Source organism: Vibrio wakamikoensis, assembly GCF_050337275.1.
GTDB lineage: Bacteria > Pseudomonadota > Gammaproteobacteria > Enterobacterales > Vibrionaceae > Vibrio > Vibrio chaetopteri.
The window spans coordinates 190,419-206,252 of the sequence record NZ_JAKJST010000016.1; the positions used below are offsets into that span (position 1 = coordinate 190,419).

15 protein-coding genes are annotated in these 15,834 nt (G+C 45.9%); 4 read left to right on the forward strand and 11 right to left on the reverse strand.

Going from position 1 to position 15,834, the window contains the following annotated elements; genetic code table 11:
* Positions 1-2 precede the first annotated feature (2 nt).
* A complete protein-coding gene (gene rpmF / locus L4C42_RS08040; protein ID WP_031493499.1) occupies positions 3-173 on the reverse strand; it encodes a 50S ribosomal protein L32 in 171 nt (56 codons plus the stop codon).
* Positions 174-217: 44 nt separating this feature from the next.
* Positions 218-745, reverse strand: a complete 528-nt coding sequence (gene yceD / locus L4C42_RS08045) for a 23S rRNA accumulation protein YceD (RefSeq protein ID WP_353496635.1) — start codon at positions 743-745, stop codon at positions 218-220.
* Positions 746-880: 135 nt separating this feature from the next.
* Here yceD and L4C42_RS08050 point away from each other — a divergent pair, with 135 nt between their 5' ends.
* On the forward strand, positions 881-1,465 hold the full coding sequence (locus tag L4C42_RS08050; RefSeq protein ID WP_353496636.1) for a Maf family protein: 585 nt from the start codon (positions 881-883) through the stop codon (positions 1,463-1,465).
* 76 nt (positions 1,466-1,541) lie between these two features.
* Here L4C42_RS08050 and rluC read toward each other — a convergent pair whose 3' ends face one another.
* Positions 1,542-2,489, reverse strand: coding sequence for a 23S rRNA pseudouridine(955/2504/2580) synthase RluC (rluC, locus tag L4C42_RS08055; protein ID WP_353496637.1), 948 nt, complete (start codon positions 2,487-2,489; stop codon positions 1,542-1,544).
* Positions 2,490-3,104: 615 nt separating this feature from the next.
* On the opposite strand from rluC, the gene rne reads away from it, so the two are divergent.
* Both rne and L4C42_RS08065 read left to right on the forward strand, forming a co-directional pair.
* Positions 3,105-6,089, forward strand: a complete 2,985-nt coding sequence (gene rne / locus L4C42_RS08060; protein ID WP_353496638.1) for a ribonuclease E — start codon at positions 3,105-3,107, stop codon at positions 6,087-6,089.
* Between the two features lie 340 nt (positions 6,090-6,429).
* Positions 6,430-7,989 (forward strand): SulP family inorganic anion transporter, encoded by a 1,560-nt coding sequence (locus tag L4C42_RS08065; protein ID WP_353496639.1) that lies wholly within the window; start codon positions 6,430-6,432, stop codon positions 7,987-7,989.
* 107 nt (positions 7,990-8,096) lie between these two features.
* On the opposite strand, the gene L4C42_RS08070 is transcribed toward L4C42_RS08065, so the two are convergent.
* On the reverse strand, positions 8,097-8,378 hold the full coding sequence (locus L4C42_RS08070; protein ID WP_353496640.1) for a YeaC family protein: 282 nt from the start codon (positions 8,376-8,378) through the stop codon (positions 8,097-8,099).
* 141 nt (positions 8,379-8,519) lie between these two features.
* Between L4C42_RS08070 and L4C42_RS08075 the strand changes: the two genes are divergently transcribed.
* Positions 8,520-9,332, forward strand: coding sequence for a DUF2989 domain-containing protein (locus tag L4C42_RS08075; protein ID WP_353496641.1), 813 nt, complete (start codon positions 8,520-8,522; stop codon positions 9,330-9,332).
* A gap of 81 nt (positions 9,333-9,413) precedes the next feature.
* On the opposite strand, the gene L4C42_RS08080 is transcribed toward L4C42_RS08075, so the two are convergent.
* From L4C42_RS08080 to hinT, 7 genes are all read right to left on the reverse strand, one after another.
* On the reverse strand, positions 9,414-10,703 hold the full coding sequence (locus tag L4C42_RS08080; protein ID WP_429760043.1) for an NAD(P)/FAD-dependent oxidoreductase: 1,290 nt from the start codon (positions 10,701-10,703) through the stop codon (positions 9,414-9,416).
* 393 nt (positions 10,704-11,096) lie between these two features.
* On the reverse strand, positions 11,097-11,636 hold the full coding sequence (ycfP, locus tag L4C42_RS08085; RefSeq protein WP_353496643.1) for an alpha/beta hydrolase YcfP: 540 nt from the start codon (positions 11,634-11,636) through the stop codon (positions 11,097-11,099).
* A 116-nt stretch (positions 11,637-11,752) separates the two neighbouring features.
* Positions 11,753-12,595, reverse strand: coding sequence for a phosphotransferase (locus tag L4C42_RS08090; RefSeq protein WP_367357775.1), 843 nt, complete (start codon positions 12,593-12,595; stop codon positions 11,753-11,755).
* A gap of 22 nt (positions 12,596-12,617) precedes the next feature.
* Positions 12,618-13,208, reverse strand: coding sequence for a penicillin-binding protein activator LpoB (lpoB, locus tag L4C42_RS08095; RefSeq protein ID WP_042476725.1), 591 nt, complete (start codon positions 13,206-13,208; stop codon positions 12,618-12,620).
* A 41-nt stretch (positions 13,209-13,249) separates the two neighbouring features.
* Complete coding sequence (locus L4C42_RS08100) at positions 13,250-13,642, reverse strand: YcfL family putative periplasmic lipoprotein (protein WP_353496645.1); 393 nt, start codon at positions 13,640-13,642, stop codon at positions 13,250-13,252.
* On the reverse strand, positions 13,642-15,042 hold the full coding sequence (locus L4C42_RS08105) for a COG3014 family protein (RefSeq protein WP_353496646.1): 1,401 nt from the start codon (positions 15,040-15,042) through the stop codon (positions 13,642-13,644). Before L4C42_RS08105 ends, L4C42_RS08100 begins: the two co-directional genes overlap by 1 nt.
* A gap of 145 nt (positions 15,043-15,187) precedes the next feature.
* A complete protein-coding gene (gene hinT, locus L4C42_RS08110) occupies positions 15,188-15,538 on the reverse strand; it encodes a purine nucleoside phosphoramidase (protein ID WP_353496647.1) in 351 nt (116 codons plus the stop codon).
* Positions 15,539-15,834 lie beyond the last annotated feature (296 nt).

Sequence of the window (15,834 nt, forward strand, 5' to 3'; positions counted from 1 at the left end):
CCTTACTTGTTGATAACCTTTTTGCCACGGTAGTAACCGTCAGCAGTCACATTGTGACGTAGGTGAGTTTCACCTGAAGTTGCGTCTACAGATAGTGCAGCTGAAGTTAGCGCATCATGTGAACGACGCATGCCACGCATAGAACGTGACTTCTTGCTTTTTTGTACGGCCATGGACCCTACTCCTATGTTAGTAATTTAAACGTCAGTAACTTTAGTTACTCACGCTTTAAGCTCTTTAAAACATCAAATGGATTTGGCTTTTCTTCTGGAATCTCTTCCGGAATATCTCCAAACACCATGTTGTTTGAGTCAACGCTACAGTCTGCTATATCGTGCATTGCGACTTGAGGCAGGTTTAAGATGAACTCGTCTTCAACTAGTTGTATGAGATCAACCTCACCGTACTCATTAAGATCTACCAAATCATAATCTTCCGGTGCTTCCTCTTCACTCTTCTCACTATAATAAGGAGTATAAGTGAATTGGACTTCACACAAGTGTGTGAAAATCTCATTACAACGCTGACATTCCAAATCAACTTCGATGTTAGCTTTACCAGAGATAACAACAAGTCGCTGTTCATCATGCCCAAAGGACAATGTCACTTCAGCATCGCGTTTTACGCTACTAACTGACTCGTGCAAACGCTTAAAAAGGCTGACTTGGATGATGCCATCATAGTCGAGTCTTTTTTGTGCCGTCTTACCCGGGTCAACACTTCGCGGTATTTTTACCTTTTGCATAGGGCGCGAATATTATCTTCCAAAACGGATTTAGTCAAAGAAAAAGGCGAAAAAGTTGTACTTTTTTTGCCTACAGATTAAGAATCTATCAATATGTCTAGAAACTGCAATTATAATAGAAAAACTGAACCGAAAATGAAATCCATAAGACTCATTTTAGCCTCAACTTCTCCTTATCGTGCCGAGCTATTGGCGAAGTTAGGTCTACCCTTTGAGGCCATCGCCCCACAAGTTGATGAAACCGTCCATTCTGATGAGTCAGCTACGCAGCTGGTTCAACGACTAGCAGAACAAAAAGCACGTGCACTGCAAAATGAGCCCGACGCGCTTGTTATCGGCAGTGACCAAGTTTGTGTTATCAACGGCCAAATTATTGGTAAGCCTCTTGATCGCGAAACAGCTATTGCTCAGCTTAGCCAGCAGAGTGGCAAAACCATTCGATTCTATACAGGCCTCGCTGTCGTCAACACCAACACAAATGAGTGTGACGTCACCGTCGATACCTTCGATGTTACCTTTAGAACGCTAAACCAAGCGCAGATTGAGCGCTACGTTGATCTCGAGCAGCCCTATTACTGTGCCGGCAGTTTCAAAAGTGAAGGACTTGGCATTAGCCTATTTAGTACATTGGAAGGAAAGGATCCAAACACATTAGTGGGTCTGCCTTTAATCGATCTAGTAACTATGCTCGATAAACACGGGCTCTCACCTTTAGGCTAGTTTCAGCGCTATTCTTTCTAAGAGTTCAAAAAAGCGAAGCCAACTCGGCTTCGCTCATCAATAGAACAAACTAACCTCAAGACATCGTCTTAAGCTTGTCCAATGCTTTTTGAAGCTTAGGCTCCATTTCGGCGTCGATTTCCATTCGCTCTTCTTTACCCGGGTGGGTGAAAATAATGTTTGCAGCATGTAGGAATAAACGATCCAATCCTGCTTTGGCCGTGTAAGCATCAAATCGGCGATCACCGTAACGGTCGTCCCACGCAATAGGGTGACCGGTATATTGAGCGTGCACTCGTATCTGGTGAGTACGCCCGGTAATCGGACTTGCCTGAATTAACGTTGCTTGCTCAAAAGACGTCAGCACTTTGAAACGTGTTTCTGATGGCTTGCCGTTAGGGTTCACTCTGACAATACTGTTCACTTCGTTTTTAAGAAGTGGTGCTTTGACGACCTTGCAGCTCGGCTTCCACTTGCCCATTACCAAAGCATAATAATATTTCTGAACGGTTTTCTCTCGGAACTGAGCTTGCAAGTGGCGCAGCGCTGAGCGCTTTTTCGCTACCAACAAAATACCGGACGTATCACGGTCGATGCGGTGCACAAGCTCAAGAAAGCGCGCTTGTGGTCTCAAAGCGCGTAACGCTTCAATAGCACCAAACTTAAGGCCGCTGCCACCGTGAACGGCCAGACCCGAAGGTTTATTAAGGATGAGCATGTGGTCATCTTCATAGATGATCTTCGATTCCAGCTCAGCGACACGACTTAGGTTGGTATTGAGCGGCGCTTCTTGCTCTTTTTCTTCCAGAGTTACCGGCGGAATGCGCACCAAGTCACCCGCTTGCAGCTTGTATTCGGCCTTAACGCGCTTTTTGTTGACTCGCACTTCGCCCTTGCGCACGATTCGATACACAACACTTTTTGGGATGTTTTTAAGTTGGTTACGCAAAAAGTTATCGATGCGTTGACCAGCCATATCGTCATCGATGTCGACGAATTGGACTTTTGTTCTAATTTCACTCATTTCGCTATTATAACACTCAAAGTATCAAGAAAAGAACGCTTTCTATTTTCCGTATCCAATTCGGAAACTTGTGAACTGTGCCAAAACAGGTCAAGTGGTACTGGCTGGACAAGTTGTGGATAAATTTTAACCACGATTGGATCCATTTTCACAACCCTCTAATTTTGACGATTAAAATCAGTACATTAACTGTACAGACCGCGCAAAAGCTTGGTTTTTTTCTGTGGTTTACAATAAAGCTGATTGCTGATAATTCGTTGCGCTGCTATAGTTCACAGCTGCACAGGGTAATTAGAATCGATTTACCATTTATCGCTATTATCCTTGAGCAATTATATCTTGAGTAGATCGCTTAGTATTGAAACGCAGCAACTGGCATAAGACGTTGAAAGCTAAGTCTTCCTTGTCACCTACTCACGTACTCGTGTTTGAGTAATACCGCTAGATACGCGGATCACACAGCCTCAGCCTTGTGTGATGACTGTAGTGCCCACGAGCATCCCTTCCAGCCGGGAGGTTGCATTAAATAAAGCCATGGGATCAGGCACCGCGAGTTACGAAACCTGTGACAAGAGCAATGATGAAAACAAAGAAAATACAACGAGAATTTCTGTAATGAAAAGAATGTTAATTAACGCAACTCAAAAAGAAGAGTTGCGTGTTGCTTTGGTTGACGGCCAAAAGCTTTTCGATCTTGATATCGAAAGTCCTGGTCATGAGTCAAAAAAAGCAAATATCTACAAAGGACGTATCACTCGAGTTGAGCCTAGCCTAGAGGCCGCTTTCGTTGACTACGGTGCCGAACGCCACGGTTTCCTCCCTCTTAAAGAAATTGCAAAAGAATACTTCCCAGAAGGTTATACCTATCAAGGTCGCCCAAGCATCAAAGATGTATTGAGCGAAGGCCAAGAAGTGATCGTGCAAGTTGAAAAAGAAGAGCGTGGCAGCAAAGGCGCTGCTCTGACAACGTACATCTCTCTAGCAGGTAGCTACTTAGTTCTAATGCCAAACAACCCTCGCGCCGGCGGTATTTCTCGTCGCATCGAAGGTGAAGAGCGTACTGAACTAAAAGCTGCACTGAGTACTCTTGAACTGCCACAAGGTATGGGTCTTATTGTCCGTACTGCAGGCGTTGGTAAGAGTGCAGAGGAACTTGAGTGGGACTTACGTTTCCTACTGAACAACTGGGAAAACATCAAAGGTGCTGCAGACCAAAACCCTGCACCATTTTTGATCCACCAAGAAAGTAACGTGATTGTGCGCGCTCTGCGTGACTATCTACGTCGCGATATCGGTGAAATCCTTATTGATAGCAACACTATCTATGAGCGTGCTCGCCAGCATATCCAATTGGTACGCCCAGACTTCGTTAATCGTGTTAAAAAGTACGACAGCGAAATACCATTGTTCAGCCACTACCAAATTGAAAGCCAAATCGAATCTGCATTCCAACGCGAAGTGCGCCTACCTTCAGGTGGTTCAATTGTTATCGACCCAACAGAGGCACTTACCTCTATCGATATCAACTCAGCGCGCGCAACCAAAGGCAGCGATATCGAAGAGACGGCACTGAATACCAACCTAGAAGCAGCAGATGAAATTGCACGTCAATTGCGTCTTCGTGACCTAGGCGGTCTAGTGGTTATCGACTTCATTGATATGACGCCAGTTCGTCACCAACGTGAAGTAGAAAACCGTCTACGCGAAGCGGTTCGTATTGACCGCGCCCGTGTTCAAATCGGTCGTATCTCTCGCTTTGGTCTACTAGAGATGTCGCGCCAGCGTCTAAGCCCATCGTTGGCTGAAGCTAGCCACCACATCTGTCCGCGTTGTAGCGGTACTGGTGTGGTTCGTGACAACGAATCACTTGCACTTTCTGTATTGCGTCTGATTGAAGAAGAAGCGCTTAAGGACAACACATCGCAGGCTTTAGCGATTGTTCCTGTGCCTATCGCCTCTTACCTACTCAATGAGAAGCGCCGCTCAATTAACCACATCGAGCGTGTTCAAGAAGTGAAGATCACTATCGTCCCTGATTCAGACATGGAAACACCACACTTTGAGGTGATCCGTGTTCGTGAAGGCGAAGAGCAAGATCTATTGTCTTACCTACTGCCTAAGAAGCTTGAAGCACTGCGTGAAGCAGAAGCAAAAGAAGCCGGCGAGTCAGAGGTTAAGCCACGTAAAATAGAACAACCAGCACTGCAAGGCTTCGCGACACCAACGCAAAGCGCTCCATCTCCATCTACATCTTCGACTCCAGCGCCTAAGACGCCAGAGAAGAAACCAGTGGTTGAGCCAAAGGTTGAGAAACCTGGTCTGTTCTCACGTATTCTTTCTGCAATTAGCTCACTATTCGCGTCTCCAGAACCTGAAAAGAAAGAGCCAGAGAAGAAAGAAGACAACAACAAGAATCGCAACAATCGTTCACGCCGTAACCGCAACAACGATCAGCGTCGTCGCAACAACAAAGAGACTCGTGACAACGATCGCAACAAGAATCGTCGTAACAAGCCTAACCGTGACCACGATGAAGAAAAAGAAACGCAAAGTAACGAACAAGAGCCGCGCAAACCTCAAAACCGTCGTAACAAGCAGCAAGACCGTCGCAACAAGAAGCGTGACGAAGCAGCTAACAACTCGAAGGTAGAGGAGCAAGGCAAGCAAATCGCTGCTGATGTTCAAGCTGAGAAGAAAGCACCTCGTGCGGAAGAGAAAACAGCGAAAGTGAAAGAACGTCGTCAGCGTCGTAAACTCACTAAGCAAGTTCGTGTGAAAGATCAAAACGCGAAGCAAGAAGAACTCGAAACGCAACAAGAAGCCGCTGTTGTCGCCCAAGCTCCGGTAGAAAAACCGCAAGCTCCAGAAGCGTCAAACGAAGCAGGTGCTAAAGAGGAAGGCAAGCAACGTCGTAACCGTCGTTCACCACGTCACCTACGTGCAAGTGGTCAGCGTCGTCGTCGCGGTCGTGATCGTCGCCCTAACCCATTCCGCCTGCGCAAAGGTGGTGTTGCATCACCAGAGATGGCAATGGGTAAAGTGATGCCAAGCTACGGTATTGTGAAACCAAAACCGAAAGCGAAACCTCAAGAAGAAGTAGCTGAAACACCAGTACTAGCTGTAACAGGTATGGCAATGCCAGAAATGGCGATGGGTAAAGTCATCGTTATGCGTAAGCCAGAGCCCGTCGTTGCGCCAGAGCCAGTAGAAACTGCAGTCGTTGAAGCGGTAACAACTGAAGCACCTGCTGTTGCTGAAGCTGTCGTTGTAGAAGCTCCGAAAGCAATTGAAGCTGCTCCAGAAAGCACTCCAGCACCCGTCGCTGAAACTGAAGTTTCTGCAGAGCCTGCAATCGAAGCGGTAGCTCCTGCTGCAGAAGCGCCGGTTGAAGCTGCAAAGCCTAAGCAAGCGGCTCCTGCGAAAACAACGGTTAAAGGTCACGCAAGTGCACCAATGGCTAAAGCGGAAGGCAAGCAAGAGCTAGGTGAAATCATCATCAACGCAGCGCCTGCTAAAGCAGAGCGTTACCAGCCAAAAGGCGCTGGCAGTCAAGCTGCGTCTAACGCTGCTTCAGCGGTGATGACCAAACCAAATTACTAACCCTTTGCGGTTAGAAATTGACAACAACGAAAGGGCTACCAACTGGTAGCCCTTTTTTTATTCTTCATTCCACCCAGTGTATTATTCGGTGCTTCCTAATCTCGACACTATTTATGCATAACAATTTGTTTCAATATTGAACTTCTGGAGACAATTAGGTAGCATGCCCGACTTTGATTATTTCATTAGCAATGCACCTCACCTATGAGTTAACACTCATAGCTCATGACGCTCACTTACTCTTTTTTGCTCGCTGTTAATACAGTTGAAACAGTTTAAATGTCGAATGTGTGCTGGATGAAATGGATGTTAACCCAACAACATAAGTACGATTAATTTCATGTTTGAATTCCCACAGTTTTCTAAACACTCTGTAAAGAATGACGTTTTGTCAGGTCTTACAGTGGCTCTAGCACTGGTACCAGAAGCGGTGGCATTTGCCTTCGTAGCTGGTGTTGACCCTATGGTTGGCCTTTACGCTGCGTTTATCGTTGGTTTGGTCACCTCTATCTTTGGCGGCCGCCCGGGTATGATTTCCGGTGCAACCGGCGCGATGGCTGTGGTCATGGTTAGCTTGGTAGCGACTCACGGCGTCCAATACCTCTTTGCAGCCATCATGCTTGCTGGTTTGCTGCAAATTAGTGCAGGCCTTTTCAAGCTCGGTAAGTTTATCCGCATGGTGCCTCATCCAGTGATGATTGGCTTCGTAAACGGTCTCGCCATTGTCATCTTCCTTGCTCAGCTTGGTCAGTTTAAAGCGCCTGACCTATCCGGTGCACTCACTTGGCTACCACAAGACCAAATGATGCTAATGCTAGGCTTAGTCGCACTGACTATGGGTATCATCCACTTCCTACCAAAGATCACGACAGCGGTACCTTCTTCTCTAGTTGCGATTGTGACTGTCACTCTGCTGGTTCAAGGTTTAGGTCTTGATACGCGCACGGTTGTAGATTTCCTACGCTCAATGTCTGGTGATGAAGCTGCGACGCTTGCAGGCTCGCTACCATCATTCTCAATCCCAGCGGTACCACTAACGTGGGAAACGCTGCAAATTATTCTTCCTTACGCAATCATCCTTGCGGCTATCGGTCTTATTGAGTCGCTACTGACGCTTACCGTTTTGGATGAAATGACGAACACTCGCGGTCAATCAAACCGTGAATGTGTAGGTCAAGGTCTAGCAAACGTAACGTGTTCCGTATTCGGTGCAATGGGTGGCTGTGCGATGATTGGTCAGTCGATGATTAACGTAAACTCAGGTGGTCGTGGTCGTCTATCAGGCATCGTCGCTGCCGTTGCGCTACTGATGTTCATTCTGTTCGCCGCAGCACTGATTGAAATGATCCCGCTTGCTGCGCTTGTTGGTGTAATGTTCATGGTGGTTATTGGCACCTTTGAATGGGCTACATTCAAACTTGCACGTCGCGTACCTAAGAAAGACTTCTTTGTTATTGTTCTAGTAACTGTAGTTACTGTATTGACTGACCTTGCTGTCGCTGTTGCTGTGGGTGTTGTAGTATCGGCACTTATGTTTGCTTGGGAACACGCTAAACACATTTATGCGAGCAGCTGCATTAATGACGAAGGCTCAAAAGAGTATATGGTGAATGGTCCGATTTTCTTTGGCTCTGCCGCGAACTTCCTAGAGCTGTTTGATGCACCAAACGATCCTCAGGATGTTATTGTAGACTTTGCTAACTCACGAGTAACTGACCACTCTGCCATTGAAGCGATTGAGACGGTGGCTGAGCGCTATTCAGCTGTAGGCAAAACCCTACACCTGCGTCACCTCAGCCCAGATTGCCGCAAGCTACTCGATAAAGCAGGTAGCTTAGTGGAGATCAACGTGAAAGAAGATCCAAGCTATAAAGTTGCAACAGATGTACTTGCTGGTTAATCAGCAGGCACGATGAAAAGGGGTGGCGACACCCCTTTTTGCTATCTATCATTTGCCAACTATCTGGTGCTTTACCAACTATAGTTTGCAAGTACTAGCGCTCAATCTTATTGGGCGACTTTCACTCGCGCTATTTCATTGGAATTGTCAGCGAACTGGTTTTTAAGGTCAGCTTTACTTTTGAAAGTAATGTCTCCACCAGCAGCCACCGACATGTGTTGCGGATCAACATTATGCTTTGACTGATACAGCATAACGGCCTGCATACAAGAAGAGCGTTGTTCATCAGAAAGACGACTGCCCTCTGGCCAGCGGCCTGTTTCTGTGGCGTAAAGTAGCCTTTCGTATACATCTGGTGTCATTGCAGCTAATAATTGCTCTACATCCATAATAAACCTTCTTGTTCTAAAGATAACAGCCCCGCAATTTTGCGGTTCTGAGAGGTTAATTCATTACTCGAACCATAACCTGATGGTACACTGAGTCAAGTTAAGCTAGATAAATCAGTGTATTCGATCACAAGTAGTAACATGAATTTACCCCACTCTTTGCTCGTTCTTTTAAGTGCGTCTCTTTTAAGCGGCTGTTTTGAAACACGCAAGAATACAGATCAATTGTGCGAACAAGAACCCGCATTGAATTGTGCAGTAATGAATACGTCAGATGGCCAATGTCGGATCCCAAGAACCAACCTAATTTGGCATCGCTACGATATGCTAAGTGCACCAACTGAAGCAAATACTGTCCAAGATTATTATCTGCTCAAGGAGTATCGTAAGTGCTTGGAACTTGCTTCACAGATACAGCCTATCGAGCAAGCTGATCTTAAAGCGCGTCGATTCAATGCGCTTATGTTTACGATCAACGAACAAGAGCGTGTGACGCAGTCACTGAGTGCAACCACTTCACCTGACACTTTATACTTCTTGTGGAGTGAAACGGGAGACCACGCAGCAAGAAGGCGCTTTCTCGCAATGGAAGGGTCGCCTCAGCTAGACACACCACAGCTCCAGTACGCCTTGGCGACGTACTACATTTCCCGTGATAAGACCAAAACTTATCAACTGCTCAATCGTTCTTTGATGTTGTCTGAAGGGGTTAGTTCAGTAAACAATGATGTGATCCAAGCGCTAGCCAGCGTCACGCAGAGTCTTGACCAGCCAGAGCAGTCTTACCTGTGGGCGATGGTTGCAACTCAGTTTGATATCCCTATCGCATCGGAGAATGAACTTCGATTAATGTTCAACTTAAGTGATAGCACTTACAAGCGATTGCAAAAACAAGCTGACGACGTCACCAAAGCCATTAAAAGTGGTGACTACTCTCCAAGTCTCGCCATGTAATTAAAATGGTGAGCGACCAATATTAAAAAGCCCCAACCAAGTTATCTTGATTGGGGCTTTTGTATTCATTCGCTATCAGGATTAATGAAGCTTAAGGTTTGGACGCAGCACACGGTTGATGCGACCGACCAACATCATCAAGCCGGTCTTTAACACGCCATGAAGTGCCATTTGGTGCATGCGATACAATGAAATATACACCACACGTGCGATTCTACCTTCAACCATCATCGAGCCCTTAGTAAGGTTACCCATTAGACTGCCGACCGTTGAGAAGCGGCTTAGAGACACCAAAGAGCCATGGTCGTTGTAAACATAAGGTTTTAGCTCACGGTCGTTTAGCTTAGCTACGATGTTTCCAAAAGCGCGGCTCGACATTTGATGAGCAGCTTGAGCGCGTGGCGGCACAAATTTACCATCCGCTTGAGTACACTGTGCAAGGTCACCAATGACGAAAATATCGTCATCACGAGTGGTTTGCAGCGTGTCTTTTACTACGAGCTGATTGATACGGTTCGTCTCAAGACCAGCAATGTCTTTCATGAAGTCCGGCGCTTTAATACCCGCAGCCCATACCATGATTTGTGCTGGGATATGCTCGCCATCTTTCGTAGTTAGACCGGTTGCATCCGCTTGCGTCACCATAGTCGCTGTACGAACTGTCACGCCAAGTTTTGTAAGCTCAGAGTGTGCTGCACTTGAGATACGTGGCGGAAGTGCTGGCAAAATACGCTCACCGGCTTCTACCAAGTTCACGTTAAGCTTGCTCGAGTCCAGATCACCAAACCCGTATGTACGAAGTTCTTTAACCGCATTGTGCAGCTCAGCAGAGAGCTCAACACCCGTCGCGCCCGCACCTACGATAGCAATATCTACCGCACCCTGACCGTTTTTCGCATGTAACTTCAAGAACTCATTGTTCATCTCAGTACGGAAACGGTGTGCCTGCTCTGGGCTATCCAGGAAGATACAGTTATCACGAACGCCTGGAGTATTGAAGTCATTAGACGTAGAGCCAATAGCCAAAACAAGAATATCATAGTCGATATTACGGCTAGGCATTAGCAGTTCACCCTGCTCATCCTTCAGCTCACTGAGCGTGATGTGCTTGCTTTCACGGTCAATCTCTTGGAGGCTGCCCATTTGGAAATCGAAATGGTGGTTTTTTGCATGCGCACGATAGCTCAATGCATCCACACCTTCATCCAGCGAACCTGTCGCTACTTCATGCAGCAACGGCTTCCATAAATGGCTGGCTTTACGATCAACTAGGGTAATATTGGCGCGCCCTTTACGTCCCAGTGTACGGCCTAATTTGGTTGCAAGCTCTAATCCGCCTGCGCCACCACCTACTACGACAATATTAGTCACAATGGCTCTCCTAAAAAGTGAAAATTTAAAAATTGAACGTGCCCCGACAAAGTCCAAGCACAAAAATTCTTGTCATTCTGCGTTAACTTGCATGAGTACAGAGTGCCCCTAACGCGTTACAAATCCGGTTTCACTTCACATATCGGCACAAAATCGTCTAATTTTGCGACCTTTGGGCAAGTTTTCTTCTTGCTCTCAATTTTTTTTGATATTTATCAAAATTTGTAGAATGGTTTTATTATATAGAGCAAATCAATGTCCGCAACTATTCCGTGGGATTATTTTTTCTTGGTAAATTAAATGGTGATTAAAGCAGCAATTACCGGCACAACAAAAAAACGGCCCTACTTAGAGGACCGTTTACAGGCTAAAACCTGGAGAATTCTTTAGATATCATGCATTTTTAAAAGCTTTCATCGCCTGCAAATGCTGAGAAATCTTCTTGAACTTATGAGTCTGAGTCTCATCCCATGTCACGTCATAATAATCACTTAATGCATCAGCCGTTTCGTGATTGTCACGGATCTCATCTTCACGAGATAGAACAACCATACATTGCTTCGCATTCTTAGTACGGAACTTCTCGACACACTTAGTGGCGATGTCTTCGTACTCTTCAGGACGGTCGATACGTCCTTGCATGTTGATCTCTGGATGAAGGTTTGGGTTAAAAACTACCTGTTTAATGCCACACAAAAAACCGATTCGCTCAGACCAATAGCCACCGAGTCCAACACCACAAATCAATGGATTAGTATCAGAAGACTCCTGAACTAACTTGTTGACCTCTTTGAGAAGAAACTGCATGTCATGTTTGGGATGGAGTGTGCTGTAGTTAACGAAGCGCACGTCTTCGTCGATGAATTGCAACTGAAGCACCTTTTCATGGTTGCCTGGGCTTGTTGAGTCAAAGCCGTGAAGATAGATAATCATAGTACCTCTCGATCATTCCTGTAATGGTACGCTTTCCTTAAATCTAACATGAAAGCCATAACTTCAAAGGGGTTAAACGCGTTTTACGATGATGGAACTGATAAACAGTGATCCATTCAACAATTTCGCTGATAAATTTGCTCAGCAGCAACTAAAAACTCTGGATTTTCCCATTGCTCTGCGGCGAGTACATACCAAAGCATGGCCATAATTTCAGAGTGAGGCTGCCAACTACGCATATCATCTAGCCACTCAGCGGCATTGTCGATATAACGATATTGCTGATAAAGATTAAGTCCCGTCTGGTAATCTAGACCCAACATATCCAACGTCAGGACTAAATCGAGCGTAGGGGAAGCCATCGCCGCATATTCCCAATCTATCACCACAAGCTGATCTTTGGCGCTTAGTATGTTGTGGTGACCAAAATCGAAATGGCAAAGCACATTGTCTTCGCAATGAAGCTTGGGTAACTGGCGGTATTTCTCATACAGTGACTTATAACGCCGTTTTAAGACATTATCGTGAATATGCGCCCAGTAATGGTCGAGTTTGGCGGTGAGATCAAAATTACGTATTGATAAGGACGGTTTGATCTCGTGGATCTTGGCTAACTCACTCAATAAAGCATCGGCCGGATGATCTGCCGAAATAGGTTTCCCTTCGCACCAAGTGACCAACAGCCCCTGCTCACCCTGCGCCACAACACGATTGGCTGAAAGATACCCTTCAACGCTCAATAACGCATTGGCTTCATTGCGGCGATCAATATCGAATACTTGGCAATGCTCACTACCCGCTCGCCAGACTAACCAACCATAATTCGATGTAAGAACGCGCCAACAACGATTGGTTAGCCCTCCAGAAAGAGGAAGTGCCCCGAGGGGCACTTCATTAATCAGAGAGGGGATGGCCGCAAGATTGGGCGCTGATTGCAGCGCTTGCTTCCATGGCTGCATCATTAACTCTGTAATATCGGCATTACAGACCCAATACCGAGCGAGACTCTTGTTTACGAATCTCGGTCTCGTCAGCCCACTCAATCAGGCCAGTTTCTAGATCCATAAGACGCATCGTCATTTTGTAGTAGACGTCTTTGTCACTGCCCGCCTCTTTAACGATGCTGCTCAAGTTGCCGTAAAGCATGTACTGTGCGCCAACCATTTGACCAAATTGAATCGCAGTGCTTTGGTTCACAAGCTCGTCGTTGTTTTGGAAGTTAAGCTGCTCACGCACAGACTCTACGCGATCCATATCCACGAAACGGAATTTGCCTGAGTTAAGCATCTTGGTACTGATTGTGTCAGTAATCGACTCAGTATCAATGTGCTCTGTGGTTTTATTCTTAATGCGCTCAACAAACACGATTGGACGGCTGTCGCGAGTGATTGCCGCTACAGAGCCCGACATCAACATGCTATCAACCATATCCCCGGCAATTTTTTGCAGATCAGTCGAACCGAAATCGATGGTCGTTGTTTCAGTTGCCTGTGCATCGCCATAGCTGACTTTATTTGAACAACCGCCAAGAATGACAGCTAAACCCAACAAAGCAATAATACTCTTTTTCATTTTGTTTCCTTAGTCTTGCTTACGTTTCCAACTCGTGGAAATTAATCATCAGCTCCGCGCAACTGCACACGGAATTCTTTACCATTTGGATTAACAGACACCTCAGAGAGGGTAATGGTTTCATCACCGCGTAAAATGGCTCTACGCCACGGCGCCTGTTTTGTATTGACTTCTAGGCCTTGCTCGTCATACCAATAAAAACGATATTGAATCGTTTGATCGACAGAGGTCTTATTCGATAGCTTAACCACCGCTCTAGGGTGACCATTTGTGTCAACAGTAGAGATGTCGTCAATGGAGAACTTATCCCCCATTTTTTCATCCCCATAAAGCACCGTCTGAGTCTGTCCCTCAATTTTAATACCGGCTGTTTTGCTTGAGCTACAGCCAACAATTGAGAGCAACACCCCAATTACTACTAACCACTTTTTCATTACAATCTTCCTAGTTGCTTGTGCCAAATAGTGGCATTACCACCTTGCCTCGAAATCCAAACCAAGGCTGTTTGGCGATCTCTTACTTCAAAAGTATAGTCCTGACCATCCACTGTGAGTGTATGCTCACCCGCATTCACTATGCTACTCGCCGCGTTTACTCGCCCCGGCAATGTTTGCCAACTGCGGGTATCCGGTTGTTCAGTCAAAGTATTCCACACGTTGAACAGCAGATTACCCACGTTGTCTTCATCACCCGTCGAGCTTTTACGAATCTGATCTTTTGCATACACACGCAGCGCTTGTCTTAACAAAATTGAAGGCATGTTCTCAGAAAGCTGCTGCTGCGCCATCAAGTTTACATCAACCAGCTCATCGCTCTTCATCGATTTACTGTCTAACACCAGAGGCGACAGTTTTGGCGGAACATTGGGTACATAATAAGGCAAGGCGACAGTATACAGAGCGGTATTGCCACGACTGTCATAGATAGGCAAAGTCAGGTTCCAAGCCTGCATCGCCGAGACAACCCCCTGCTCTTCCAGCACAATCACCCTACCCTGACCTTGTTTTGGCCCAGAGCGATCGCCATATTGTTTTTTCAGTTTAGCCAAATCTTGATTACGGCTAGAGCGTTTCGCCACGCGAATCGCGGATTCAATAACCGCTTCATTTTCAGGTGCAACGGCTAAAGCACGCGTGTAATCAATATAAGCACCATTTAAGTCATTCGACGCTTCATACAGAAGACCCGATAGGTACAGTAGATAGCCGTTTTGAACTGCCTTGAGCTTGTTACCTGCATCAGGGTAGCGTGACAGTACTGATCCCAAGTTTGGTGATAGACCTTGCTGCTTGAGCTGCTGCTCCGCCGATTGGAGATCTTTTTCTCTTGCTTGACGAGCTCGCTCTTGAACTCGATTAGCGCGTCTTACTTCGACCAACGCGCCTTCAAGATCATTGCTTTCAACGTAGTTAAGTCCAAGGTACAAGTGTAGAAAACCCAGCTCATAGTCAGGCGGGGTATACTCGGTAATGTTGTCGTTAATCGCCAACGCACCGACACTGGTTGCTGTGTCAGTAATCGAGATCAACGCTTTATCCTGCTGCACGCGCACCGCTTTATCACTTAATTCCAGCGCGGACTTACTTTGCGGGTAGTCGCGGTTCAAAAATTCCACTCTACCGCGTTCAAAGTTATCCAAAATTCCGCCCGCTACAGGCTCAGCTGGCAATGCTGACAAGGCCTTATCGTACTGACCTGTTTTTACCGACTGGTAAACAATCGTATTTTGCTGAGTATAGTGACTAAATAGATTGCCGGCGGAAAGCCCGGCACAAGCGGTCAAGGTCGCTGTAAGCGCGACCGTTGCCGTATGTTTAACGCAACGTCTTAACATAAATTTTGAATAACATGACTCATTTGTTTGTGAAACTATGACCGCTAAACGCCAATATGGTTGCAACTCGGCCGATATTGGCCACAGCTTCATTCGTACGCAACAGTCAGGATAACAACTTGGTTAACTTGCTACCTATGACGTTTTAGCCGACTAATAGGGGTCCAAGTGGACGACCGCCCACAAGGTGCATATGAATATGATAAACCTCTTGTCCACCATAAGCGTTGCAATTCATGATCAGACGGTAACCGTCATCAGCAATGCCTTCTTCTTTTGCAAGCTTTTTCGCGACAGTAAACATACGACCCATCATTGCTTCGTCATCAGCCTCAACATCATTCACTGTTGGGATCAGTTTGTTTGGAATGATAAGGATATGGCTTGGCGCACGAGGATTAATATCGCGAAACGCCGTCACTAAGTCATCTTGATACAAAACATCAGCTGGGATTTCTTTACGAATAATTTTGCTAAAAATGGTTTCTTCAGCCATGAAGGTCTCCAATTACCAGATAGGATACGTGTGTGAGTGAATACACTTAATAATAAAAGAAAGTATGCACCATGGGCTTAGGGATCACAATTGAAAGCAAACCCAACTAGCTACTTGTTTTTATTATTGTTCAAATCTTCAACGTGTCGACTCTTTCTCTCGAAGACTGAGCTAACACTTCTTCACAAAACTATCACTTTTGTTGTGTTTTTGATGAGTGCGTCATAAAACGTAGCACTGTTTATTAGATATATTTCAGTTTTTGCTATTTGTAACGATAGAGAGACATAGCACCA